At 70.1% G+C, this 26,187-nt stretch carries 15 protein-coding genes; 9 read left to right on the plus strand and 6 right to left on the minus strand.

The annotated features are described in order from the left end of the window. Positions 1–80: 80 nt before the first annotated feature. Positions 81–1,535, minus strand: coding sequence for an N-acetylglucosamine/diacetylchitobiose ABC transporter substrate-binding protein (gene ngcE / locus AB0J12_RS02385; protein ID WP_363262246.1), 1,455 nt, complete (start codon positions 1,533–1,535; stop codon positions 81–83). A gap of 376 nt (positions 1,536–1,911) precedes the next feature. Here ngcE and AB0J12_RS02390 point away from each other — a divergent pair, with 376 nt between their 5' ends. Continuing rightward, positions 1,912–5,721, plus strand: a complete 3,810-nt coding sequence (locus AB0J12_RS02390) for a GH92 family glycosyl hydrolase (RefSeq protein ID WP_363262247.1) — start codon at positions 1,912–1,914, stop codon at positions 5,719–5,721. Between the two features lie 49 nt (positions 5,722–5,770). On the opposite strand, the gene AB0J12_RS02395 is transcribed toward AB0J12_RS02390, so the two are convergent. Together AB0J12_RS02395 and AB0J12_RS02400 are read right to left on the minus strand one after the other, a co-directional pair. After that, positions 5,771–6,223, minus strand: coding sequence for a hypothetical protein (locus tag AB0J12_RS02395; protein WP_363262248.1), 453 nt, complete (start codon positions 6,221–6,223; stop codon positions 5,771–5,773). A 61-nt stretch (positions 6,224–6,284) separates the two neighbouring features. Beyond that, complete coding sequence (locus AB0J12_RS02400) at positions 6,285–9,557, minus strand: GH92 family glycosyl hydrolase (RefSeq protein WP_363262249.1); 3,273 nt, start codon at positions 9,555–9,557, stop codon at positions 6,285–6,287. Between the two features lie 456 nt (positions 9,558–10,013). Here AB0J12_RS02400 and AB0J12_RS02405 point away from each other — a divergent pair, with 456 nt between their 5' ends. After that, on the plus strand, positions 10,014–12,662 hold the full coding sequence (locus tag AB0J12_RS02405; protein ID WP_363262250.1) for a SpoIIE family protein phosphatase: 2,649 nt from the start codon (positions 10,014–10,016) through the stop codon (positions 12,660–12,662). A gap of 263 nt (positions 12,663–12,925) precedes the next feature. On the opposite strand, the gene AB0J12_RS02410 is transcribed toward AB0J12_RS02405, so the two are convergent. Continuing rightward, complete coding sequence (locus AB0J12_RS02410; RefSeq protein ID WP_363262251.1) at positions 12,926–15,736, minus strand: aconitate hydratase; 2,811 nt, start codon at positions 15,734–15,736, stop codon at positions 12,926–12,928. Positions 15,737–15,979: 243 nt separating this feature from the next. Further along, on the minus strand, positions 15,980–16,693 hold the full coding sequence (locus tag AB0J12_RS02415; protein ID WP_363262252.1) for a hypothetical protein: 714 nt from the start codon (positions 16,691–16,693) through the stop codon (positions 15,980–15,982). A gap of 211 nt (positions 16,694–16,904) precedes the next feature. On the opposite strand from AB0J12_RS02415, the gene AB0J12_RS02420 reads away from it, so the two are divergent. The 6 genes from AB0J12_RS02420 (at position 16,905) to AB0J12_RS02445 (ending at position 25,089) form a co-directional block, all read left to right on the plus strand. Further along, positions 16,905–18,434, plus strand: coding sequence for a UDP-N-acetylglucosamine 1-carboxyvinyltransferase (locus AB0J12_RS02420; protein WP_363262253.1), 1,530 nt, complete (start codon positions 16,905–16,907; stop codon positions 18,432–18,434). A gap of 613 nt (positions 18,435–19,047) precedes the next feature. Further along, entirely contained in the window at positions 19,048–20,517 is a 1,470-nt protein-coding gene (locus tag AB0J12_RS02425; protein ID WP_363262255.1) for an FAD binding domain-containing protein, read from the plus strand. After that, complete coding sequence (gene xdhB, locus AB0J12_RS02430) at positions 20,514–22,937, plus strand: xanthine dehydrogenase molybdopterin binding subunit (RefSeq protein WP_363262256.1); 2,424 nt, start codon at positions 20,514–20,516, stop codon at positions 22,935–22,937. The genes AB0J12_RS02425 and xdhB overlap by 4 nt, the downstream gene beginning before the upstream one ends. 1 nt (position 22,938) lies before the next feature. Beyond that, the gene (gene xdhC / locus AB0J12_RS02435) at positions 22,939–23,748 is read left to right on the plus strand and encodes a xanthine dehydrogenase accessory protein XdhC (protein WP_363262289.1); all 810 of its coding nucleotides are present in this window, start codon (positions 22,939–22,941) and stop codon (positions 23,746–23,748) included. A 359-nt stretch (positions 23,749–24,107) separates the two neighbouring features. Continuing rightward, positions 24,108–24,560, plus strand: coding sequence for a nucleoside deaminase (locus AB0J12_RS02440; protein ID WP_363262290.1), 453 nt, complete (start codon positions 24,108–24,110; stop codon positions 24,558–24,560). Positions 24,561–24,807: 247 nt separating this feature from the next. Then, complete coding sequence (locus AB0J12_RS02445) at positions 24,808–25,089, plus strand: phosphodiester glycosidase family protein (RefSeq protein ID WP_363262257.1); 282 nt, start codon at positions 24,808–24,810, stop codon at positions 25,087–25,089. Between the two features lie 7 nt (positions 25,090–25,096). Here the strand turns inward: AB0J12_RS02445 and AB0J12_RS02450 are convergent, their stop codons facing one another. Continuing rightward, positions 25,097–25,546: a DUF6299 family protein gene (locus AB0J12_RS02450; RefSeq protein ID WP_363262291.1), complete on the minus strand. Its 450-nt coding sequence runs from the start codon at positions 25,544–25,546 to the stop codon at positions 25,097–25,099. A gap of 300 nt (positions 25,547–25,846) precedes the next feature. Here AB0J12_RS02450 and AB0J12_RS02455 point away from each other — a divergent pair, with 300 nt between their 5' ends. After that, complete coding sequence (locus tag AB0J12_RS02455; RefSeq protein ID WP_363262258.1) at positions 25,847–26,041, plus strand: DUF5999 family protein; 195 nt, start codon at positions 25,847–25,849, stop codon at positions 26,039–26,041. The last annotated feature ends 146 nt before the right edge of the window (positions 26,042–26,187 follow it).

Raw genomic sequence — 26,187 nt, forward strand, 5'->3', positions numbered from 1 at the left:
ACCCCGATCTCTGGGCGGGTCCGGCCGCCAGGGCCCGCCCGGGCTGGTCAGGGCGCCGGGCGGGCTCTGGTGACGGTTCGTCACTGGTGCTTGTAGTGCTTGATCGAGCTGTCCTTGGCGGCCTCGTCGGCGAAGCCCTGGATCTTCTTGATGGCCTCCGCCGGGGTGAGACGGCCGGCCATCATCTCGCCGAGGCCGGCCACACCGATCTTCTCCTTCTGCAGCTGCACATACCAGTCCTGCAGCCGCGGGTTCACCACGTTCTGTCCGGCCTTGTCCAGCGCCGCCACACCCGACTTCAGACCGGGGGTGAGGGTGATGCCGTCGGTGCCGCCGTTGTACGCGGTCAGCGACTTCACCTTGGCGGTGAAGTTCTTCGAGGACGCCTCGCTGAGCATGATGCGCAGCTGCTCCATGCCGCCGGTGCCGTTCCTGGCCTTGGCCGGCACGACGAAGGGCTCGCCGCCGGAGGCCCAGATGGTGCCGAAGGGCATCTTGTCGGAGGCGTCCAGGCCGGTCGGCGCGGAGACGGCGAGGTTGAAGTCGGCCGGGATGACGTTGGCCGACTCGTTCTCCACCCAGGAGCCGTTCGGGATGAACAGCGCCTTGCCCTTGGCCCACGCGGTCTGCGACTGGATGTGGTCCAGGCCCGGGGTGCCCTGGAGGACGTAACCCTTCCGGTACAGCTCGTAGTACGCCTCGAAGCAGGCCTTGACGGCCGGGTGCTTCCAGGCGTTCGGCTCGAGGTTGTCGATGGCGTCGAGCACCTCGCGCCCGCCGACCTTGCCGATCATCGGGTAGAGGGAGAAGGGCAGGTAGTACGGGTACTTGCCGGCGTACGTCCAGCCGGCCATGCCCTTCTTCTTGGCCTTCTCGCACACCGCGAGCATCTGGTCCCAGGTCTCGGGGTACTTCTCGTCGAGCGCGTCCAGCGCCTTCTGCGAGTACCACACGCCGTACACGGTGTAGGCGTAGTACAGGATCCAGACCTGCTGCCCGTCGAACTGGCCCATCTCCACGATGCCCGGGCGCAGGGTGTCGCGGACCTTCTTCTTCGGGTCGTCGTAGGACGGGGCGTCCAGCAGCGGGGTGAGGTCGGCGAGCTGGTTCTTGCCCACCAGGACGCCCATGTCCATCTGCTCGGCGCCGGAGTTGTCGATGAGGTCCGGCGGGTTGCCCTGGTTGAAGCGGGGCTGCAGCGTGGACTGGATCTTCTGGGTGGCGGAGAACTTGACGTGCGCCTTGGGGAAGTTCTTGGCGTAGATCTTCGTCGCGTCCTCGGCGTACTCCTTGCCGAAACCGCCGTCGAAGAGGACGAACTCCATCTGCGCGGTGTCATTGACGCCGAGCGGGTTCTGGGCGGTCTTCTTGCCCGCCGCCGCCTTCTCGTTGTTGTCGCTGCCGCCGCCGCTGGCACACGCGGACAAAAAGCCCATCGCGGGCACGGACACCAGGCCGAGCGCGGCTGACCGCTTGATCAGATCACGGCGGCCGACACCGTCGGTGCCGTTGTTTGCTGCGGAAGTGGATCCCATGCTCAAGTCCTCGCCTTCTCACAGGACTCAGGCGGTGAACCGGATCCTCCCGGCACCGCGGTCGGGTCAAGCAGGGTGAAGCAGGGTGACACAGGGTCGTGCTGCGAGCTCGTGGAGATCGGGTGAATCGCCGACAGGTATAGTCCACTTCCGGCCGCCTGAGCAAGATCGAATGCAAGGTTGGCCATGGGTCTTTTCCGAGTTGAGACCTCGCGGAAATATGAACCGCCTGTGGATGCCGTGCCGGAAGAATTACCGACATAGCCCCCGAACGGCGCAGCCAACACCCTTGACACCGCTGACCACTTCACCCCCTACTGGTTCCTGCGCGATGAAGGTGACAACGTTGTCCAGCGCAGGGAGGGTGTGCTCGTCGATGCAGCGCAGAACTCGGCACAGATACGGTCCGGCGGTCGTTCTCACGGCCGCCTTTGTCATGGCGGCAGGCGCCGAGGGGGCGGCGGTGGCGCTGCCCGGCAAGGCCCCGGCCGCCGACCGGTCCTTCGCGTCGTCCTTCGAGGCGGGCGACCCGGCGCCCGACTGGCTCAACACCGTCGACACCGCGCCCGACGGCGGCAAGCGCGCGTCCGGCGTGGACGGCGGCTATGCGAGCGGCATATCGGGCAACGTCACCGACCACGTCACGGACGTGCGGGCGAGCGGCGAGAACACGGGCGCGGGCGAGGTGAAGGAGAACCTCGTCGACGGCGAGCCGAGCACCAAGTGGCTCACCTTCGAGCCGACGGGCTGGGTCGAGTTCGACCTGGACAAACCGCAGAAAATCACTACGTACGCGCTCACCTCGGCCAATGACGCCGCCGAGCGCGACCCCAGGGACTGGACCCTGAAGGGCTCCACCGACGGCAAGGACTGGAAGACGCTCGACACCCGCTCCGGCGAGTCCTTCGGCGAACGTTTCCAGACGAAGACGTACGACCTGGCCGAGCCCGCCGAGTACGCGCACTTCCGACTGGAGGTCACCCGCAACAGCGGCGCCTCGGACATCCTGCAACTGGCCGACGTGCAGTTCTCCACCGGCGCCGCCGACGGGCCGGTTCCGCAGGACATGCTCTCGCTCGTCGACCGCGGCCCCAGCGGTTCCCCGACGGCGAAGGCGGGCGCCGGATTCACCGGAAAGCGCGCCCTGCGTTACGCCGGACGGCACACCGCCGACGGCCGGGCGTACTCGTACAACAAGGTCTTCGACGTCGACGTGCGCGTCACCCGGGCGACCCAGCTGTCCTACCGGATCTTCCCCTCGATGGCCGACGGCGACCGTGACTACGACGCGACGAACGTCTCGGTGGACCTCGCCTTCACCGACGGCACCTATCTGAGCGGCCTCGGCGCAAGAGACCAGCACGGGTTCGCGCTCACCCCGCAGGGGCAGGGCGCGGCGAAGGTTCTCTACGTCAACCAGTGGAACAACGTGGCCTGTGCGATCGGGTCGGTCGCGGCCGGCAAGACCGTCGACCGCATCCTGGTGGCGTACGACTCCCCGAAGGGCCCGGCGCGCTTCCGCGGCTGGCTGGACGACATCGCCCTGCGGCCCGTCGCGCCCGAGCGGCCCGAGGCGCACCTGTCCGACTACGCGCTGACCACCCGCGGCACCAACTCCAGCGGCGGCTTCTCCCGCGGCAACGACTTCCCGGCGACCGCGATGCCGCACGGCTTCAACTTCTGGACGCCGGTCACCAACGCCGGTTCGCTGAGCTGGCTGTACGACTACGCCCGGATGAACAACGCGGACAACCTGCCGACCATCCAGGCGTTCAGCGCGAGTCATGAGCCGAGCCCGTGGATGGGCGACCGGCAGACCTTCCAGGTGATGCCGTCCCTCACGCCGGGCACCCCGGACACCTCGCGTGCCGGCCGTGCCCTGCCGTTCCGGCACGAGAACGAGACCGCGCGGCCGTACTACTACGGTGTGCGGTTCGAGAACGGCCTCAAGGCCGAGATGGCCCCCACCGACCACGCGGCCGCGCTGCGTTTCACCTTCCCCGGTGACGACGCGAGCGTGCTGTTCGACAACGTCACCGAGCAGGCGGGCCTGACGCTCGACAAGGAGCACGGGATCGTCACCGGGTTCTCCGACGTGAAGTCCGGCCTGTCCACCGGCGCGACCCGGCTGTTCGTGTACGGCGTCTTCGACCGGCCGGTGACGGACGGCTCGTCCAGCGGCGTGCAGGGCTGGCTGCGCTTCAAGGCGGGGGACGACCGCACGGTCACCCTGCGCCTGGCGACCTCGCTGATCAGCCTCGACCAGGCCAAGGACAACCTCCGCCAGGAGATCCCCGACGGCATGTCCTTCGACGGGGTGCGGAACCGCGCCCGCAAGGCCTGGGACGACCTGCTCGGCCGGGTCGAGGTGGAGGGCGCCACCCCGGACCAGCTGACCACCCTGTACTCCAGCCTGTACCGGCTGTACCTGTACCCGAACTCCGGCTTCGAGAAGGTCGACGGCAAGGACCGATACGCCTCGCCCTTCTCCCCCATGCCGGCCCAGGACACCCCGACGCACACCGGCGCGAAGATCGTCGACGGCAAGGTGTACGTCAACAACGGCTTCTGGGACACCTACCGCACCACCTGGCCGGCGTACTCCTTCCTGACACCCACTCAAGCGGGCGAGCTGGTCGACGGGTTCGTGCAGCAGTACAAGGACGGCGGCTGGACCTCGCGCTGGTCCTCCCCCGGCTACGCCGACCTGATGACCGGCACCTCCTCGGACGTGGCGTTCGCCGACGCCTACGTCAAGGGCGTCGACTTCGACGCGAAGGCGGCCTACGACGCGGCCGTGAAGAACGCCACGGTCGTCCCGCCCGCCTCGGGCGTGGGCCGCAAGGGCATGGCCACCTCGCCGTTCCTGGGGTACACCAGCACCGACACGCACGAGGGCCTGTCCTGGGCGCTGGAGGGCTACCTCAACGACTACGGCATCGCCAAGATGGGCCGGAAGCTGTACGCGCAGACCGGCGAGAAGCGCTATCAGGAGGAGTCGGAGTACTTCCTCAACCGGGCCCGCGACTACGTGAACCTCTTCGACACCAAGGCCGGTTTCTTCCAGGGCCGCGACGCGAAGGGCGACTGGCGGGTCGCGTCGGAGAAGTACGACCCGCGGGTGTGGGGCTACGACTACACCGAGACCAACGGCTGGGGCTACGCCTTCACCGCCCCGCAGGACAGCCGGGGCCTGGCCAACCTCTACGGCGGCCGCTCGGGGCTCGGTGACAAGCTCGACACGTACTTCGCCACCCCGGAGACCGCCTCGCCCGAGGTCGTCGGCTCCTACGGCGGCGTCATCCACGAGATGACGGAGGCCCGGGACGTCCGCATGGGCATGTACGGCCACTCCAACCAGGTCGCCCACCACGTGATCTACATGTACGACGCGGCGGGACAGCCGTGGAAGGCGCAGGAGAAGATCCGCGAGGTGCTCTCCCGGCTGTACGTCGGCAGTGAGATCGGGCAGGGCTACCACGGCGACGAGGACAACGGCGAGCAGTCGGCCTGGTACCTGTTCTCGGCGCTCGGCTTCTACCCGCTGGTCATGGGCAGCGGCGAGTACGCCGTCGGCTCCCCGCTGTTCACCAAGGCGACCGTGCACCTGGAGAACGGCCGCGACCTGGTGGTGAAGGCACCGAAGAACAGCGCGCGCAACATCTACGTGCAGGGCCTGAAGGTCAACGGCCGCAGCTGGAACTCCACCGCGCTCCCCCACTCCCTGCTCGCCCGCGGTGGTGTCCTGGAGTTCGACATGGGCCCGCAGCCGTCGGCGTGGGGCACCGGAAAGGACGCGGCACCGGCGTCGATCACGACCGACGACAAGGCACCCACCCCGCGCGCGGACGTACTGAAGGGCGACGGCGCCCTGTTCGACGACACGTCGGCGACCGAGGCCGCCCTGACGACGGCCGACCTGCCGGTCACCGGCCGCACCGAGGCCGTCCAGTACACCCTGACCTCGCCGAAGGACCACACGAAGGCACCGGCCGGCTGGCGCCTTGTTGGCTCCGCCGACGGCACCACCTGGCACACCCTCGACGAACGCACCGGCCAGTCCTTCCCCTGGGACCGGCAGACCCGGGCGTTCACGGTGGAACACCCGGGCGCGTACGAGAAGTACCGCCTGGTGCTGACCGGTGAGGCGACGCTGTCGGAGGTCGAACTGCTCGCCCGTCCCTGACGGGTGCGGCCGGCACCGGGCTCGAGCCCCGGTGCCGGCCGTCCTGCGGTCAGCCGTACAGCTGCACGAGGGCTGTGAGCAGGAGGGCCGCCGCGACCGACACCGCCGGGACGCGGTAGCGGCTCCATGCGGCGAGCGCGAGGGCGGAGCACCAGAGCGCGCCGGCGAGCACGACGGCCCCCGGACCGGCGAACGTCTGTGCGGCGGCCAGCGGCACCGGCGCCAGCATCACGGTCGGCGGGACGATCACCAGGCGCGGCCTGATGTCCAGGGCCTTGTAGACGGTGATCAGCACGGCCACGGCGACCATCGCGGTGAGCGGCACGAACGCCAGACCCCACCAGGTGATGCACAGTCCCTCCGTGGGCGCACACCCCCGGCTGTTCCGCCGGTCGATCCAGGCGTGGAACTGCCCGGCCCCCAGGGCCAGAACCGCCCCGGTGACTGCCACGCCGACCATGCGGGGCAGCACGTGGCGGTTCTGTGTGCGGACGGTGTTCATGCCGCCAGCTTTGCCGAACGGCGGGCACGGGGCCTGAGTACGGATACTCAAGCCCCCCGCCTCAGCCGACGGCCAGCGTGAACACGTGCAGGTCCGCGTTGCGCGGAAGGGTCACGGAAGCGATCCGCTTGCCGTCGGGCGCGGTGAACGGCCGGGTGGCGAAGATGTACGTCGCCACCGGATCGCGGTCGGCGCCGGCGACGTTGCGGTACGCGGTGCGGGCGACGGTCTCGTTGCCGTACTGGACGCTGCCGCCCCCGCCCCCGACGGTCCAGTCGGTGAAGGCCAGGTCGACCGTGCCGGTGGTGCCGTCGGTGTAGGTGACGGTGGCCTTCGTCTGCTGGTTGCCGTTGACGGCGCTGCCGACGAAGGACAGGCGGGCGGCCGGGGAGTCCAGCCGCAGGGTCTGGCCGGCCGCGGAGGCGTTGTCGGGACGGCCGTTCGGGGAGTTCGGCCAGGTGAAGGTCAGTCCGGCCACGGTGCCGTCGGCGCCAGGGGTGAGACCCGCCGCGGCCAGGGCCTGGCGGGAGTAGCTCCAGCCGCCGCCGTCGTAGTCGGCCTCGTCGTGGTCGCCGATGTCGTCGGAGATGCCGGTGGTGTCGTAGGCGGCGAGCAGGCTGCCGGGTGCGGCCACGGTCAGCGTCACCGGCTGCCGGTACGCGGTGTCGCCGGAGGTCACGGTGACCCGCGCGTCGTAGAAGCCCTGCGCGATGCCCGGGCCCGCGGTGAGGGTGATCTCCTGGGCGCCCGAGGTGACCGTGCCCTCGGCCGGGGAGGCGGTGACGCCGTCCGGGGTCTCGACGCGGAAGTGGACGTCGGGCCCGGCGCCACCGTTCAGCGCCACGGCCCGCACAGTCGTCGTCATGCTGCCGCCCGGCGGGATCGTCGCCGTGGTCGGTCCGACGCCGATCTGGTAGGGCTGCTCGCCCGCCCGGAACGACGGCGGCGCGTCGGCGGGGTCGCTCCCCCAGCTCCGGTCCGGGGTCGCGGACAGGGTGTAGTCGAGGTGTCCGCCGCGCTGCACGAAGGACGCGGGCAGCCAAGGCCGTTCGCCGGCGCGCCCGTCGACGCGCAGGGAGCGGATGTACGGGGCGTCGGCCGCGGCGCCCCGGGCACGCACGGAGATGTCGTTGCCGTAGGGGCGGTGGATCTCGATGCGCTCGAACAGCGGTGAGGCGAGGACCAGTTCGGCGCGGGAGGGCACCTGCGGATACATGCCGAGGGCGGAGAAGACGTACCAGGACGACATCGCGCCGAGGTCGTCGTTGCCGGGGATGCCGCCGGGCTCGGTCGACCACAGCCGGCGCATCGCGGCCCGCACGGTCTCCTGCGTCTTGTAGGGCGCGCCCGCGTAGGCGTACAGATAGGGCACGTTGATCGACGGCTCGTTGTCCAGCTCGGACTTCTCACCGCCCGCGCCGGTGAACGCCCAGCCGCCGTCGGCGGTGTGGAAGAAGGCGTCGAGGCGCTGCAGGGCCTTGTCCCGGCCGCCCATCGCGGCGAACAGCCCGGCCGGGTCGTGCGGGACCATCCAGGTGTACTGGGCGGCCGTGCCCTCCACGAAACCGGAGCCGGTGGCGGGGGTGAAGCCGGTGACCCAACTGCCGTCGGCCTTGCGGTCGGCGATGTAGCCGCCGCTGCCGTGTGCCGCGATGTTGAAGTTGTTCTGCCACCACTGGGCGCGGCCCGCGAAGGCGGCCGCGGTGTCCTTCTCCCCCGCGGCCGAGGCGAGCTGGGAGAGCGCGAAGTCGGCGGTGGACATCTCCAGGGTCTCGGCGGCACCGCCCCAGGCGTTGGACACCGACGGCATGTAGTGCAGCTTCAGGTACTTGTCGAGGGAGGGGCGCTGGCCGACGGAGAGCACCGGTTTTCCGGCGGAGGACAGATCCTGCTCGGTCGGCACCGTGGCCGCCTCGACCAGGGACTCCAGCGCGCCGTCGAGGTCGAAGCGGGTGCCGCCGAAGGCGTGGATGCCGGCGAGGGCGGGAGCGGAGGGGTCGCCGTTCATGACGTGGGTGCCGGACGCGCCGTGCAGCCAGCGGTCCCAGACGCCGCCGTTCTGCCGGGCCAGTTCGTACAGGGACTGGGCGATGTCCGAGCCGATCCGTGGGTCGAGCAGGGTCAGCAGCTGCACCTGGCCGCGGTAGACGTCCCAGCCGGAGAAGGTGCCGTACTGGGCGTGCTGCCGGCGGTCGACGGTGTGCGGCCGGCCGTCGGCTCCGCGGTATCGGCCGTCGGCATCGCTGATGACGTTCGGATGCAGCAGCGAGTGGTACAGCGCGGTATAGAAGGTGGTGCGCTCGGCGTCCGTGCCACCGCCGACCCGGACGGCACCGAGCCGCTCGCGCCAGGCCCGGCGCGCCGCCTGCCTGACGGCGTCGAAGGAGCGGCCCGGCGGGTTCTCGGCGGCGAGGTTCGCCTCGGCGGCCTCCCGGCTGACGTAGGAGATGCCGACCTTGACGTTCACCGGACCGGCGCCGGGCGCGAACTCCACGTAACCGCCCGCGCCCCTGCCGGCGACGGGCCGCCCGCCCTGGGAGAAGTCGCCGGTGCCACCGGACGCCTCCGTGGAGCCCGGGTCGAGACGGTCGTCCCGCCAGGTTCCGGTGGCCTGGAAGGCGCGGTCGAAGCGGGCGGTGAAGTACAGGGTGTAGTAGGCCCGCCGGCCCTCGGGATCGAGGTACCCGCAGAAGTTCCCGGAGGTGACGGAGCCGGAGATCGTCCGGGCGTCCGGGTCGATCGTGACCGTAGAGTCCTCCGAGCCGACCTCCGAGTTGGCGGTGCGCACCAGCAGGGAGGCGGGCTTGTCGGTGGGGAAGGTGAAGCGCGCCGAGCCGGTGCGCGTGGTGGACGTGAGGTCGGCGGTGACACCAGAGGCGAGGCCCACCTTGTAGTGGCCGGGTTCGGCGGTCTCGTCGGTGTGGGTGAAGTCCGAGGCGTAGACGGCGTCCTTGGTGTCGCTCGCCGGGGAGGAGGTGACCTCGCCGGCGTAAGGGAAGAAGGGGATGTCGCCGCCGCCTCCCGCGCAGCCGGTGCCGGACATGTGGGTGAGGCTGAAGCCGCGGATGCGCGTGGTGTCGTACTGGTAACCGCCGGGTGCGGCGGTTCTCGTGGCGTCACCGCGGGTGTTCTCCGGGCTCCAGGAGAGCATGCCGAACGGCACGACGGCGCCCGGGAAGACGTCGCCGCCGTTCTTGGTGCCGATCAGCGGATCGACATAGGGCGTGGGGTCATTGACGAGGTCGGGGGGAGCGGCGGTCGCCGCGAGGGCGGGGGCGGCGCCGCCGGTCGCGAGCAGAGCGGCCAGCAGCAGGGACATGGGTCGAAAGCGCATGACGCGGCCCTTCCTCCTTACGGGCGGGTCGCGCACCACCGGTCGCACAAGCCGCAGGGACAGTAGCGTGTGCCACCGGTACCACGGAAGACCGCGTACGCCCGCGCAGGCGCACGGCCGGGTACCGCAAGTGGGTTGACACCGTTGTCGGTTGACGCGGTAAAGTCATGTACAGACCATAAGACAACGTTGTCGAGCACCACCGACCGCACAAGCCACTCTGTTCGCACCCTCGGCGCCTTCCACCGGATCCGCCCCGAGTGCGACCCCCGGCCCCCGGCCCCGCGCGTTACAGGTGTGATGTGACTCCTGTGGCGATGAGAGACTCCCGCGGCATACGCAGCGCCAAAAGATGCGTCCATCTCCTGGACCGGCATAGTCACGGGCATCCACCGGTGCTACAAATGCCGCATGTCGGACCGATTTGCCCGATTCAGGATTACGCCACGTCGTGCCATGGTCGGCAGGAGCCCTCGCAGCGTCGCCGGGCAGGTCTTCCTCCTTCAGGTGCCGCTGGTGGTCCTACTCGTGGTCTGCGGCGTCATCGCTCTCGTCCTGCAGTCGGAACGGGACACCAGCACGGAGGCCAAGCGCCGTTCCGTAGCCGTGGCGCAGACCTTCGCGCACTCGCCCGGCGTCGTGCAGGCACTGCACACCCGCGACCCGTCCAAGCTGCTCCAGCCGCTCACCGAGGCGGGACGCAAGTCCGCGGGCGTCGACTTCATCGTGGTCATGGACACCAAGGGCATCCGCTACACCCACCCCATCCCGAGCAAGATAGGAAAGCGGTTCGTGGGCACCATCGGGCCGTCGCTGGCCGGGAAGGTCTACACGGAAAGCGTCCACGGCCCGCTCGGCCACGAGGTGCAGGCGACCGTCCCCATCGACGACGCCCACGGCCACGTCGTTGCCCTCGTCTCCGCCGGGCTGAAAGTGCGCAACGTGACCAGCCAGGTGGACCGGCAGCTGCCCATCATCCTGGCCGCCGGTGCCGGAGCGCTCGTGGTGTCGACCGGCGGTACCGCGCTGGTCGGCAGGAGGCTGCGGCGGCAGACCCACAGCCTGGCTCCGGACGAGATGACCCGCATGTACGAGCACCATGACACGGTGCTGCACTCGGTGCGGGAGGGCGTCCTCATCGTCGGTGAGGACGGGCGGCTGCTGCTCGCCAACGACGAGGCCAAGCGCCTGCTGGAGCTGCCCGGCCAGGCCGAGGGACACTATGTGCGGGACCTGCCGGGCCTCGACCCGGCGACGGCGGAGCTGCTCCGGTCCGGGCGTGAGGCCAGCGACGAGGTGCTCTTCGCCGGAGGACGCCTGCTGGCGGTCAACCAGCGGCCCATGGACCGCGTCGGAGGCCCCAGGGGCACCGTGGTGACGCTCCGGGACTCCACCGAGCTGCGGGCGGTGTCCGGCCGGGCGGAGGTCGCACGCGAGCGGCTGGAGTTGCTGTACGACGCGGGCCTGGGCATCGGCACCACCCTCGACGTGGTCCGCACGGCGGACGAGCTGGCGCAGGTCGCCGTCCCCCGGTTCGCCGACTTCGTCACCGTGGACCTGGCCGACGCCGTGCTGCACGGCGAGGAGCCGGCTCCCACCGCGACCGACATGCGCCGCGTCGCCGTCAGCGGCATCCAGGACAACCATCCGCTGTACGAACAGGGCCGGCTGATCGACTTCCTGCCGTCCACACCCCAGGCACGCGGCTATGGTTCCGGCCGCTCCGAGCTGGTGACCGACCTGTCGGACGCGGAGGGTTGGCAGGCACAGGACCCGGAACGGACCCGGCAGATCCTCGACTACGGCATCCACTCGCTCGTCGCCGCCCCGATCCGGGCCCGCGGTGTCGTGCTCGGCATGGCGAACTTCTGGCGCTCCAAAGGGGAGCCCTTCGACGAGGAGGAGCTGTCCCTGGCGGAGGAGCTGGTGGCCCGTGCCGCGGTCAGCATCGACAACGCCCGCCGGTACACCCGCGAGCACGTCGTGGCGGTCACCCTCCAGCGCAGCCTGCTGCCGCGGGCCCTGCCCGAGCAGAGCGCCCTCGATGTCGGCTACCGCTACCTGCCCGCCCAGTCGGGCGTGAGCGGCGACTGGTTCGATGTCATCCCGCTGCCGGGCAGCCGGGTGGCGCTGGCCGTCGGCGACGTGGTCGGACATGGCCTGCACGCCGCGGCGACGATGGGCCGGCTGCGCACCGCGATGCACAACTTCTCCACGCTCGACCTGCCGCCCAACGAGCTGCTCAGCCATCTGGACGAGCTGGTCAGCCGCATCGACCAGAACGAGGCCTGCCCGGAGACGGCCGGGGAGATCGTGGGCGCCACCTGCCTGTACGCGATCTACGACCCCGTGACGCGCCGCTGTGCCATGGCCCGAGCCGGGCACCTGACGCCCGCGCTGGTCTCGCCGGACGGCACCGTCGTCTTCCCCGACGTGCCGGCCGGACCGCCGCTGGGCCTCGGCGGCCTGCCGTTCCAGACGGCCGAGCTGGAGCTGGCCGAGGGCAGTCAGCTCGTCCTGTACACCGACGGCCTCATCGAGGACCGCACGCGTGACCTGGACGAGGGGATGGAGCTGCTGCGCCGGGCGCTGGCGGGGCACCCCGGCCGGCCGCCGGAGGAGAGCTGCCAGGCGGTCCTGGACGAGTTGCTGCCCGAGCACCCCAAGGACGATGTCGCCCTGCTCATCGCGCGCACCCGGGCGCTCCCGGCGGAGAACGTCGCGGACTGGGACGTCCCCCGCGACCCGGCAGCCGTGTCCGGGATGCGCCTCGCCGTGTCCGACAAGCTCGCGGAGTGGGGCCTGTCGGAGCTGGGCTTCGGGATGGAACTCGTGCTGAGCGAGCTGATCACCAACGCCATCCGCTACGGCTCCGATGCGATCCATGTGCGGCTGATCCATGACCGCACGCTGATCTGCGAGGTGGCCGACGGCAGCAGCACCTCGCCACATCTGCGGTATGCCGCGACGACCGACGAGGGAGGCCGGGGCCTGTTCCTGGTCTCGCAGCTGGCCGAGCGCTGGGGCACCCGGTACACGCCGCACGGCAAGGTGATCTGGGCCGAGCTGGCAGTGCCGGACCTCACGGCGTTGCTCGGGGAGTGAGGGTTCAGGCGGGGCTGCGGTGGCCCAGAGGCGGGGAACGGGGTTCGGGCGCAGCTGCGAGCGGGCCTGGGGCCGGGGACGACTGAGGACTCAGGCCGGGCCTCCCGAGCGGGCCCGAAACCGGGGGTGAGGACTCAGATCTGTGCCGGTCCGCTGGGGGAAGCCTGTGTTCCGGCTGAGGGCCGGATGACCTGGGGCGCGCACGGCGGAGGGCCGCACCCCCGTCGCCGGGGATGCGGCCCTCTGCTGCCGTCCGCTGCCGCTTACTTGCGGATCAGGCTGCGCAGCACGTACTGCATGATGCCGCCGTTGCGGTAGTAGTCCGCCTCGCCGGGGGTGTCGATGCGGACGACCGCGTCGAACTCGACGCCGGTGTCGGTGGTGACCTTGACCGTGCGCGGAGTGGTGCCGTTGTTCAGCTCGGTGACACCGGAGAAGGAGAAGGTCTCCTCGCCGGTCAGGCCGAGGGACTCGGCGGACTGGCCCTCCGGGAACTGCAGCGGCAGGACGCCCATGCCGATGAGGTTCGAGCGGTGGATGCGCTCGTACGACTCGGCGATGACGGCCTTGACGCCGAGGAGCGCGGTGCCCTTGGCCGCCCAGTCACGGGACGAGCCGGAGCCGTACTCCTTGCCGGCCAGGACGACCAGCGGGATGCCGGCGGCCTGGTAGTTCTGCGAGGCGTCGTAGATGAAGGAGACGGGGGCACCCCCGTCACCTTCGGCGGCCCGCGTGAAGTCGCGGGTGTAGCCGCCCTCGGTGCCCGGCGCGATCTGGTTGCGCAGGCGGATGTTGGCGAACGTACCGCGGATCATGACCTCGTGGTTGCCGCGGCGCGAGCCGTAGCTGTTGAAGTCGCGGCGCTCGACGCCGTGCTCCGTGAGGTACTTGCCGGCCGGGGTGTCGGCCTTGATCGCACCGGCCGGGGAGATGTGGTCGGTGGTGACCGAGTCGCCCAGCTTGGCCAGGACGCGGGCGCCGGTGATGTCCTCCACCGGGGCCGGGTCCATGGTCATGCCCTCGAAGTACGGGGGCTTGCGGACGTAGGTGGACTGCGGGTCCCACTCGAAGGTGTTGCCCGTCGGGACCGGCAGCGACTGCCACTGGGCGTCGCCGGCGAAGACGTCGCTGTAGGACTTGGAGAACATGTCCTCGCCGATGGCGTTGGCGACGACGTCGTTCACCTCGGCCTCGGAGGGCCAGATGTCCTTCAGGTAGACCGGGTTGCCGTCCTGGTCGGTGCCCAGGGCCTCGCGGGTGATGTCCACCTTCATGGAGCCCGCGATGGAGTAGGCCACGACCAGCGGCGGGGACGCCAGGTAGTTCATCTTGACGTCGGGGTTGATACGGCCCTCGAAGTTCCGGTTGCCGGAGAGGACCGAGGTGACGGCGAGATCGTGGTCGTTGACCGCCTTGGAGACCTCCTCCGGCAGCGGGCCGGAGTTGCCGATGCAGGTGGTGCAGCCGTAGCCGACCAGGTTGAAGCCCAGCTTGTCCAGGTACGGGGTCAGGCCGGCCTTGTCGAAGTAGTCGGTGACGACCTTCGAGCCCGGGGCCAGGGTGGACTTCACCCACGGCTTGCGGGTCAGGCCCTTCTCGACCGCCTTCTTCGCCACCAGGGCGGCGGCGACCATGACGTACGGGTTGGACGTGTTGGTGCAGGAGGTGATGGCCGCGACCGTCACCGCACCGTGGTCCAGCTCGTAGGTGGTGCCGTCGGGGGCGGTCACCTGGACCGGGTTGGACGGCACGGAACCGGTGCCCTGGCCGTGCTGCGGGGCGCCGGCGCCGTTCTCCTCGTGGCCGTAGGCCGGAGCGTCGGAGGCCGGGAAGGACTCGTCACTGGCCTCGTCGACCACGGAGGTGGCGGCGGCCGGCGTCTGGGCGGCGGGGACCTCGACGTAGTTGAGGACGTCCTTGGCGAACTGCTGGGCGGCCTCGGCGAGGATGATGCGGTCCTGCGGACGCTTCGGGCCGGCGATGGACGGGACGACCGTGGACAGGTCCAGCTCGAGCTTCTCGGAGAAGTCCGGCTCGGCCTTCGGGTCCAGCCAGAGGCCCTGCTCCTTGGCGTACGCCTCGACGAGCGCGACCTGCTGCTCGGAGCGGCCGGTCAGACGCAGGTAGTTCAGCGTCTCGTCGTCGATCGGGAAGATCGCGGCGGTGGAGCCGAACTCCGGCGACATGTTGCCGATGGTGGCGCGGTTGGCCAGCGAGGTGGCGGAGACGCCCTCGCCGTAGAACTCGACGAACTTGCCGACGACGCCGTGCTTGCGCAGCATCTCGGTGATCGTGAGCACGAGGTCGGTGGCGGTGGTGCCGGCGGGCAGCTCACCGGTCAGCTTGAAGCCGACGACGCGCGGGATCAGCATGGAGACCGGCTGGCCGAGCATGGCGGCCTCGGCCTCGATGCCGCCGACGCCCCAGCCGAGGACGCCGAGGCCGTTGACCATGGTGGTGTGCGAGTCGGTGCCGACCAGGGTGTCGGGGTAGGCCTGGCCACCCCGGACCATGACCGTGCGGGCCAGGTGCTCGATGTTCACCTGGTGGACGATGCCGGTGCCGGGCGGGACGACCTTGAACTCGTCGAACGCGGTCTGGCCCCAGCGCAGGAACTGGTAGCGCTCCTTGTTGCGGCCGTACTCCAGCTCGACGTTCTGCTTGAAGGCCTCGTTGGTGCCGAACTTGTCGGCGATGACGGAGTGGTCGATGACCAGCTCGGCCGGGGCGAGCGGGTTGATCTTCGCGGGGTCGCCGCCCAGCTCCTTCACGGCCTCACGCATGGTCGCGAGGTCCACCACACACGGCACACCGGTGAAGTCCTGCATGATCACGCGGGCCGGCGTGAACTGGATCTCCTGCGACGGCTGGGCCTGGGAGTCCCAGTTGCCGAGCGCGCGGATGTGGTCGGCGGTGATGTTAGCGCCGTCCTCGGTGCGGAGGAGGTTCTCCAGCAGCACCTTCAGGCTGTAGGGAAGGCGCGCGGAGCCCTCGACCTTGTCCAGCCGGAAGATCTCGTACGACTCGTCGCCCACCTGCAGTGTGCTGCGGGCGTCGAAGCTGTTCGCCGACACGACAGTCTCCTTCATTGATGTGCGCGTACCACCGTCAATCGTGCCGCCACGCCGGCTTGGCCGTTCCGGTGAGGTCAGGCTAAGTTAGGCATGCCTTACCGGTGTGGCGGCTACGGTGCGCCTCGGCAGATATCTCGATGTCGAGATAACAGTAGTACATGGGCGCTGGTTGGTCATGCCCGACCCGGCCGGGCGCCGGGCATCGCGCGCCCTACCGGTCGCCGGGCGCCGGGTATCCGGGCCCTACCAGTCCCGCTCGGCGGTCATCTTCGCCGGGGCGAGGACCTCCACATGGCCATGGTCGCCGTACAGGGACTGCCGCCAGTGGGCGAACACCTGGGCGGTGCGGTTCAGCGGCCCGTCCTCCCGCACGTCGTAGTCGACCCGGACCCGGGCCAGGGTGCGGGCGCCGCCCTGGGCCGTACAGACGCCGACACTGTGCACGTGTGCGGCGAGGGCGGCGTCCGCCTTCGCGGCAGCGGTCCTCAGGTACGCGACGAACTCCCGGGTCATGGAGTACCAGCGCTCCGACAGGTCCGCGTCCTCCTCGGTGTCCACGGGAGGCGGGCCCTGGTCGTCGGAGGTGGTGTCGGGAAGGTCCTGGCCGCCCTGGTCGTCGGACGTCGTGTCCGGGAGGGTCTGGCCGCCCTGGTCGTCGGACGTCGTATCCGGCAGGTCCTGGCCGCCCTGGTCGTCGGACGTCGTATCCGGCAGGTCCTGGCCGCCCTGGTCGTCGGTGGTGGTGTCCGGGAGGGTCTGCCCGCCCTCCTCGTCCGTGTTCTCCGGTACCGACACGTCGCAGGACACGTCGGACACGGACGGGCGCGGCGACGCCGGCGAGGCGGTCGGCGGGGCGGCCGCCACCGGCTCGCCCGCACGCTCGGTGCCGCACGAGGTCAGCATGCAGCAGCAGACGAGCGCCGCGGCGACGGCGAGGCGCCGCATGTGGATGTTCATCTGTGTCCCCCTTTCGGAGGGTGAGAGGGACACACGCAGACCGGGGTTCCATGCCGCACGGCGGGTTTGATCAGGACATCGGTGGATTTGCCCGTATCTTTCGGATGGCGGGGTACCTGTGAGTCCGGACGGCCTTGACGGACCGTCACACGACTCACCCGAACGGACCCCCCGACGAGCGCCATCTCATATCTGAGATAACCTCAACCTCATGGCAGACGACTACCTCGTACGCATCGGCAAGCTCATCCGCGACGCCCGACAACACCGCGGCTGGACGCAGACGCAGCTCGCCGAGGCGCTCGGAACCAGCCAGAGCGCCGTCAACCGCATCGAGCGCGGCAACCAGAACATCAGCCTTGAGATGATCGCTCGCATCGGTGAGGCGCTGGACAGCGAAATCGTCTCGCTCGGTTACGCCGGCCCGATGCACCTGCGGGTCGTCGGCGGCCGCCGGCTGTCGGGAGCCATCGACGTCAAGACGAGCAAGAACGCCTGTGTGGCCCTGCTGTGCGCGTCCCTGCTCAACAAGGGCCGCACGGTGCTGCGCCGGGTGGCGCGGATCGAGGAGGTGTACCGCCTGCTGGAGGTGCTCAACTCCATCGGCGTGCGCACCCGCTGGATCAACGACGGCGTGGACCTGGAGATCGCGCCGCCGGCCGAGCTGGACATGGGGGCCATCGACGCCGACGCCGCCGTGCGCACCCGCTCCATCATCATGTTCTTCGGTCCGCTGCTGCACCGCATGAACCACTTCAAGCTGCCCTACGCCGGCGGTTGCGACCTCGGCACCCGCACCATCGAACCGCACATGATCGCGCTGCGCCGGTTCGGTCTGGACATCGCGGCGACGGAGGGTCAGTACCACGCCCAGGTCGACCGTTCGGTGCGCCCGGACCGCCCGATCGTGCTGACCGAGCGCGGCGACACGGTGACCGAGAACGCGCTGCTCGCGGCCGCCCGCCACGACGGCGTGACCGTCATCCGCAATGCCTCCTCCAACTACATGGTCCAGGACCTGTGCTTCTTCCTCGAGACGCTGGGCGTGCGGGTCGAGGGCATCGGCACCACGACGCTCACCGTGCACGGCGTGCCGGACATCGACGTCGACGTCGACTACTCCCCCTCCGAGGACCCGGTCGAGGCGATGAGCCTGCTGGCCGCGGCCGTGGTGACGGAGTCGGAACTGACGGTGCGTCGCGTGCCGATCGAGTTCCTGGAGATCGAGCTGGCGGTCCTGGAGGAGATGGGCCTCGACCACGACCGCACGGCGGAGTACTTCGCCGACAACGGCCGCACCCGCCTGGTGGACCTGACCGTGCGCCCCTCCAAGCTGGAGGCGCCGATCGACAAGATCCACCCGATGCCGTTCCCGGGCCTGAACATCGACAACGTCCCGTTCTTCGCGGCGATCGCGGCCACCGCGCAGGGCAAGACCCTCATCCATGACTGGGTCTACGACAACCGGGCCATCTACCTGACGGACCTCAACCGCCTGGGCGGCCGCCTGCAGTTGCTGGACCCGCACCGCGTCCTGGTCGAGGGCCCCACGCGCTGGCGCGCCGCCGAGATGATGTGCCCGCCGGCCCTGCGCCCCGCGGTGGTCGTCCTGCTGGCGATGATGGCGGCGGAGGGCACGTCGGTCCTGCGCAACGTGTACGTCATCAACCGGGGGTACGAGGACCTGGCGGAACGCCTGAACTCGATCGGGGCGCAGATCGAGATCTTCCGGGACATCTGACCCGCCCCGGCACACCGCCGACCCGTCGACCCCCTTCCGGCCCGCCTGACGCGAGTTCGGGAGGGGGTCGACGGCGTTTCACGCCTGACACACCCGGCCGACGGGAATGCGTCGGTGCAATTCATGAACGACAGGCGGTGAAACGACTACTTGCATGTGCAGCGGGTTTCAGCCGCGGACCGTCGCACCTGCGAGGTGTTTCGGCGGGTTCCCGCCCGCACCGCAGCGCCGGACCGCGCCCGTGAGCTGTGCCGCTCTCCGTACGTCCCCCCTTGACCGACCGACCCGCCGCACCGTACTTTCGAGCGAACCGACTCGAGAACTGCTGGAAGGAGGCGAAGTCGGATGTCGATCATCTCCGACCTGCATCGCCTCGCCCAGCGGACCGTCTGGGTCCCGGGTCGCGTAGCGCACGGCTGCTGAACAGCCTTCCTCCCCGGCGTGCCCTTTAGCGGCCCCGGTGCCTTCTGATGTCTTCACCCGCCTGCGGCACGTTTTCGCGTGCTGATTTGCGCTGCGGGTTCTTACGCTTCAGCTTCGCCACCGAAAGAGAAAGCCCTGAAATGGCGACCAGCATCATCTGTACGACCGCGCTCCGAAATGAGGACGTGGCATGGTAGCGGCGCGGATCACGGTCAACGGGGAGACCACTCCGATTTCCCCGGCCACCCCCCACACGACGGTCCTGGATTTCCTCCGTGACCGTGGCCTCACCGGCACCAAGGAAGGCTGCGCCGAGGGCGAGTGCGGTGCGTGTTCGGTCCTGGTGGCCCGTCCCGGCGTGAACAAGCCCACCGACTGGGTGGCGATCAACGCCTGCCTGGTGCCGGTCGCGGCCCTGGACGGTCAGGAGATCGTCACCTCCGAAGGCCTCGCCACCGCCGGCGAGCCCGGTACGCCGCCCACGCTGCACCCGGTGCAGGAGGAGATGGCGGTCCGCGGCGGCTCCCAGTGCGGTTACTGCACCCCGGGATTCGTCTGCAGCATGGCCGCCGAGTACTACCGGCCCGACCGCTGCGCGCACACCGACTCCGACGCGGCCGGGGGCGCCGACGCCGAGCACGGTCCGAACGGCTTCGACCTGCACGCGCTGAGCGGAAACCTGTGCCGCTGCACCGGTTACCGCCCGATCCGCGACGCCGCGTTCGCCGTCGGTGCGCCCACCGAGGACGACCCGCTGGCGCAGCGTCGCGAGCAGTCGCCGCCGGAGCCTGTCGCCACCGAGTACGTCCAGGACGACAGTACGTTCGTGCGCCCGGCCACCCTGGCCGACGCGGTGCGGCTGCTGCGCGAGCGGCCCGACGCGGTCGTGGTCGCCGGAAGCACCGACTGGGGCGTGGAGGTGAACATCCGTTCCCGGCGGGCCGATTGCGTGGTCGCCGTCGACCGCCTTCCCGAACTGCGGGAGCTGCGCGTCGAGTCCGACCACATCGAGATCGGCGCCGCGCAGACGCTCACCGAGATCGAGCGCCGCCTCGACGGCAGCGTCCCGCTGCTGGCGGAGCTGTTCCCGCAGTTCGCGTCCCGGCTCATCCGCAACAGCGCGACCCTCGGCGGCAACCTCGGTACCGGCTCCCCCATCGGTGACAGCCCGCCCGTGCTGCTCGCGCTGGAGGCGTCGCTGGTGCTCGCCGACGCCGACGGTGAGCGGGTGGTCCCGCTGGCCGAGTACTTCACCGGCTACCGGCAGAGCGTGCGCCGTCCCGGCGAGCTGATCCGCGCGGTGCGCATCCCGCTGCCGCTGTCGCCCGTCACGGCCTTCCACAAGATCGCCAAGCGGCGCTTCGACGACATCTCCAGCGTGGCGGTCGCCTTCGCCCTCGACATCGAGGACGGCATCGTCCGCAAGGCACGCATCGGTCTGGGCGGCGTGGCCGCCACCCCGATCCGCGCTCTCGCCACCGAGGCCGCCCTCGAGGGCAAGCCGTGGGTGACGGAGACCGCCGAGGCCGCGGCGAAGGTGCTGCGAGGCGAGGGCACGCCGATGGACGATCATCGCGCCAGCTCCCTCTACCGTTCCGCGATGCTCGGCCAGAGCCTGCTGAAGCTGTACGCACAGACCCCTGAGGCGGTGTCGTCATGAGCCATCTGTCCGAGCGCCCCGAAAAGCCCGTAGTCGGTGTTTCGATGCCGCACGAGAGCGCGAACCTGCACGTCACCGGCACCGCGCTCTACACCGACGACCTGGTCAACCGCACCAAGGACGTCCTGCACGCCTACCCGGTGCAGGTCATGAAGGCCCACGGCCAGATCATCGCGCTCGACACCGAGCCGGCGCTCGCCGTGCCCGGTGTGGTGCGCGTACTGACCAAGGCCGACGTGCCCGGCGTCAACGACGCCGGCATGAAGCACGACGAGCCGCTCTTCCCCGACGAGGTCATGTTCCACGGCCACGCCGTCGCCTGGGTGCTCGGCGAGACCCTGGAGGCGGCCCGGCTCGGTGCCGCGGCCGTCGAGGTGGAACTCGACGAACTGCCCGCCCTGGTCACCCTGCAGGACGCGATGGCGGCCGGCAGCTACCACGGCGCCCAGCCCGTGATGGAGGCCGGCGACATCGACGCCGGTTTCGCCGACTCGGCGCACGTGTTCACCGGTGAGTTCCAGTTCGCCGGCCAGGAGCACTTCTACCTGGAGACGCACGCGGCGCTCGCCCAGGTCGACGAGAACGGCCAGATCTTCATCCAGAGCAGCACCCAGCACCCCTCGGAGACCCAGGAGATCGTCTCCCATGTGCTCGGCGTGCCCGCCCACGAGGTCACCGTGCAGTGCCTGCGGATGGGCGGCGGCTTCGGCGGCAAGGAGATGCAGCCGCACGGGTTCGCGGCCATCGCCGCGCTCGGCGCCAAGCTGACCGGCCGGCCGGTGCGGTTCCGGCTCAACCGGACGCAGGATCTGACGATGTCCGGCAAGCGGCACGGGTTCCACGCCACGTGGAAGATCGGCTTCGACGCGGACGGCCGTATCCAGGCCCTGGACGCCACCCTGGTCGCCGACGGCGGCTGGAGCCTGGACCTGTCCGAGCCGGTGCTGGCCCGGGCGCTGTGCCACATCGACAACACGTACTGGATCCCCAACGCGCGTGTCGCCGGTCGTATCGCCAAGACCAACACGGTCTCCAACACCGCGTTCCGCGGCTTCGGCGGCCCGCAGGGCATGCTGGTGATCGAGGACATCCTGGGCCGCTGCGCGCCGCTGCTCGGCCTGGACCCCATGGAGCTGCGGGAGCGCAACTTCTACCAGCCGGGCCAGGGCCAGACCACGCCGTACGGGCAGCCGGTCACGCAGCCCGAGCGGATCTCCACCGTCTGGCAGCAGGTGCTGGACGAGGCCGGTATCGCCGACCGCAAGCGCGAGATCGCCGCCTTCAACGCCGCGCACCCGAACACCAAGCGGGCCCTTGCGATCACCGGCATCAAGTTCGGCATCTCGTTCAACCTCACCGCCTTCAACCAGGGCGGCGCGCTGGTGCTGATCTACAAGGACGGCTCCGTCCTGATCAACCACGGCGGTACCGAGATGGGCCAGGGCCTGCACACCAAGATGCTGCAGGTGGCCGCGACCACGCTGGGCATCCCGCTGCACAAGGTGCGCCTCGCTCCGACGCGCACCGACAAGGTGCCCAACACCTCGGCCACCGCCGCGAGTTCGGGCGCCGACCTCAACGGCGGGGCGATCAAGAACGCCTGTGAGCAGCTGCGCGAGCGGCTGCTGCAGGTGGCCGCCTCCCAGCTCGGTGCGAACGCCTCGGACGTGCGCATCGTCGAGGGCGTCGCGCGCGTGCTCGGCAGCGACAAGGAGCTGGCCTGGGACGAGCTGGTGCGCACCGCGTACTTCCAGCGCGTTCAGCTGTCGGCGGCCGGTTACTACCGGACCGAGGGGCTGCACTGGGACGCGAAGACGTTCCGCGGGTCGCCGTTCAAGTACTTCGCGCACGGCGCCGCCGCGACCGAGGTGGAGGTCGACGGTTTCACCGGCGCCTACCGCATCCGGCGCGTGGACATCGTGCACGACGTCGGCGACAGCCTCTCCCCGATGATCGACATCGGTCAGGTCGAGGGCGGTTTCGTGCAGGGCGCGGGCTGGCTGACGCTCGAGGAGCTGCGCTGGGACACCAGTGACGGTCCGAACCGCGGCCGGCTGCTGACGCAGGCGGCGAGCACGTACAAGCTGCCGAGCTTCTCGGAGATGCCCGAGGAGTTCAACGTCATGCTGCTGGAGAACGCCACCGAAGAGGGTGCGGTGTTCGGGTCCAAGGCGGTGGGCGAGCCTCCGCTGATGCTGGCCTTCTCGGTGCGCGAGGCGCTGCGGCAGGCCGCGGCGGCGTTCGGGCCGGCCGGCATCAGTGTGGATCTCGCGACCCCCGCGACGCCGGAGGCCGTGTACTGGGCGATCGAGAACGCCCGCAAGGGCGACGCGCAGCTCAACGGCGTCGCCAAGCTCGACGGCGAGGCCCGCGACAGCCACACGGTCCGTGCCGGCGTCAACGCTCTGAGCAATGCCTGACATGACCTGGGTGGCCGCGGTCGCGCGGTTGCGAGCCCACCGGGAACCCGGTGTGCTCGTGACCGTCGCGACCGTGCGCGGTCACGCACCACGCAAGGCCGGCGCCAAACTCGTCGTGGGACGCTCCGAGACCTGGGGTTCCATCGGCGGCGGCAACATCGAGGCGGTCGCGATCGACCGGGCCCGCGAGCTGATCGGCACGCCCGACGCGGAGCCGGAGCTGATGGATTTCGCCCTCAACGACAAGGTCACCAACCGGCACGGCGTGCAGTGCTGTGGCGGAGCCGTCTCCGTCCTGCTGGAACCGCTCCCGGTGGTGCCGGCGGTGGCGATCTTCGGCATCGGGCACGTGGGACTGGAACTGGCCCGCATCCTGGCCCGCCACAACGTGGATCTGCACCTGACCGACACCCGCCCGGACATGCTCACCGACGAACGGCTCGGTGTGCTCGCGGACGCGGTGGCGCAGGTCCATGTGCACCACGTACCGCTGCTCCCGGAGGAGGTGCTGGCGGAGCTGGCACCCGGCACCCACGTCCTGATCATGACGCACGACCACGCCGAGGACGCCGCGCTGGCCGACGCGGCCCTGCGCACCGAGGGTCTCGGCTCGATCGGGCTGATCGGCTCGTCCGCCAAATGGGCGCGGTTCCGGCACCGCCTGTCCATCGAGGGCGGTCACGACGACGCCACGATCGACCGGATCAAGACGCCGATCGGACTGCCCGAGATCACGGGCAAGGAGCCCGCCACGATCGCGGTGAGCGTCGCGGCCGACCTCCTCCTGACGTTCGAGAAAGAACGCCGCTGAGCGCTGTCCCATCTGCCCGTACGAGGAGCCACCAAGTGGCTCCTTTCGGCTTTCACCGCACCTGACGTCACCTGGACCAACAGCCACACGGACGGCGGGTTCCGGGCGCCGGGGGCTTGTAGGACCCTACGAAGGCCCCGTCTCAACCTGCGGGTTCTTCGTGCCTTCCACCCCTAGCTGCCACCCCTCGTTTGACGGTGTACTCCTGACACGAGTTGCAACGCGTCGTAGATCCGATCGGCACCCGCAATGCGATGGTCATTTCGGTCTGCCCCATCTGTTCCCACCGCATCCGAAAAGGAGTCGCCGTGACCGCGCACATTCAGGAAACGAGCATCCAGGACCTCAAGCGAGTCTGGATGGAAGAGGCGATCAGCCTGGCCACCGACAGCGTGGCGAACGGCGGCGGCCCGTTCGGCGCACTGGTCGCCAAGGACGGCGAGATCGTCGCGCTCGGGAACAACCAGGTCACCGCGTCTCTTGACCCGACGGCTCACGCCGAGGTGAGCGCCATGCGCGCCGCCTGCAAGGAGCTGGGCAACTTCTCGCTCGAGGGCTGCCTCCTGATCACCTCGTGTGAGCCGTGCCCGATGTGCCTCTCCTCCGCCCTGTGGGCACGAGTCGACGGGATCGTCTACTGCGCCGACCGGCACGATGCCGCGGTGGCCGGCTTCGACGACCGGAAGTTCTACGACCTGTTCGAGAAGCAGCCCCAGTCGATGTGGCCGACGCAGGTGGAGCACCTGGACCTGCCGAACCGCACGGCCCCGTTCGACGCATGGCTGGCCAAGGCCGACCGCATCGACTACTGAGCCCGGTTCACCGCGCACGGTCGACCGAACGCGCACAGACACCGATGCCCCGGCGGACTCGACGCGCCGGGGCATCGGTGTCTGTACACGAGACCGCAAGTGAATTGGATGTGCACCTGACACAATTCTGAAGTGAACAAGCTTTCGACACGCAGCGCGGTCCTTGCCGCGCTACTCGCCGTTCTGGGGGCCTTCGCCACCTACCTGGCCCTGCCCGCCAAGGCCGACAGCTGGCACCCGCAACGGCGTGACCCTCGACGAACTGGCCCGCATCCTGCTCGATCTGGGCGCCGTGGACGGGCTCAACCTCGACGGCGGCGGTTCCACCACGCTCGTCGTCGAACAGACCGTGCGCAACCGGCCGTCGGACGCCACCGGCGAGCGTGCCGTCGCAACAGCGTGTACATCGGCCACGGCGGTTACGGCCTGTACGCCGACTGACGCGACCGTGCGGCGTGGGCTGCCGCTCGCCCGGCATGACGCCTGCGGAGTACCGCAAGTCATTCCGATACTCGGCAGGGGTCGGTGAGGGAGGGTCAGACCTGCGTCAGGGTGATGTCCTGCTGGCGGGCCGCGTGGAAGAGGGGCAGCGGGAGATCGCCCTGGGGGCGCAGCTCCAGCACGGTGGTCTCGACGTGGGCCGCGCCGGGGCGCAGGGCGTCGGTCGTGACCTTGCCGGTGTTCTGCCAGGTGTGCTCGGCGCCGTCGCACACGGCACGGGTGGCGCCGATGCCGTGGCGCACGGTCGAGGCGTACGGACCGTTGGCCGGCGCGTTCTGGGAGACGGCGGTTCTGATGAAGACCGGGCCGGAGCTGCCGAGGCAGCTGTAGGTGCCGGACAGAGTGACGGTGCCGTCGGCGGTGATACGGCCGACCGGGTCGACGGTGATCGTCTCGTAGGGGTCGGCCGCGGCCGGGGCGGCAGGGGCCGCGGCCAGCAGGGCGAGCGCGGCGGCCGCCGTACCGAGGGCGGTGCGCAGCGACAGGCGGCGCAATGGGGACGGGGACAGAGTCATGGGGAAACCTCCTGAGGTGGGGTTTCCACTGGTACCGACCCGGCGCACACGCGCGCGTGAACGTCACCCCTTCGGTGGCGCGTCCCACGTCCGCGGGTGGTGTCCCCCTGCCGTCCGCGTCCCCGCCCGCCCCGCCCGTCGCGGGACCGTCCCCGGTATGTCCTAGGGCTGTCACGCTTGCCGGCCGGGCCTTGGCGAACGTCGTCCGGCGGGCGCATGGTCGAGCCGTAGGACGGTCACCCGACCGGCCTCATCGCGTGGAGGTGCGCCATGTGTTCCCACCGCTCCTCGTGCCCCGCGGCCGACAGCCGCCCCGCGCACGTCGTGGCCGCCCACCCCGAGCAGGGCTGGACCCTGCTGTGCGACGGCACGATCGTCTTCGACGACACCGGCGAGCTGCTCCCCGACGGCCGCGCCGTCGCCCCGCACCGCGCCCCGTCGCAACGCCTCACCGTGGCCGCGTGACCCTGCCACAACGGCGGTGCACCCGCGGACGACGGGAAGGGGCCGGGGTGGGGGGGTGTCCGCCCGCAGCGGCCGGCACCGGGCAAGGGCGCCCTCGTCGGAAACGGGCGGCCGGACCGAGGACGGACACCCCCCACCCCCGCCCC

Source organism: Streptomyces sp. NPDC049915 (assembly GCF_040656475.1).
Taxonomy (GTDB): Bacteria; Actinomycetota; Actinomycetes; order Streptomycetales; family Streptomycetaceae; genus Streptomyces.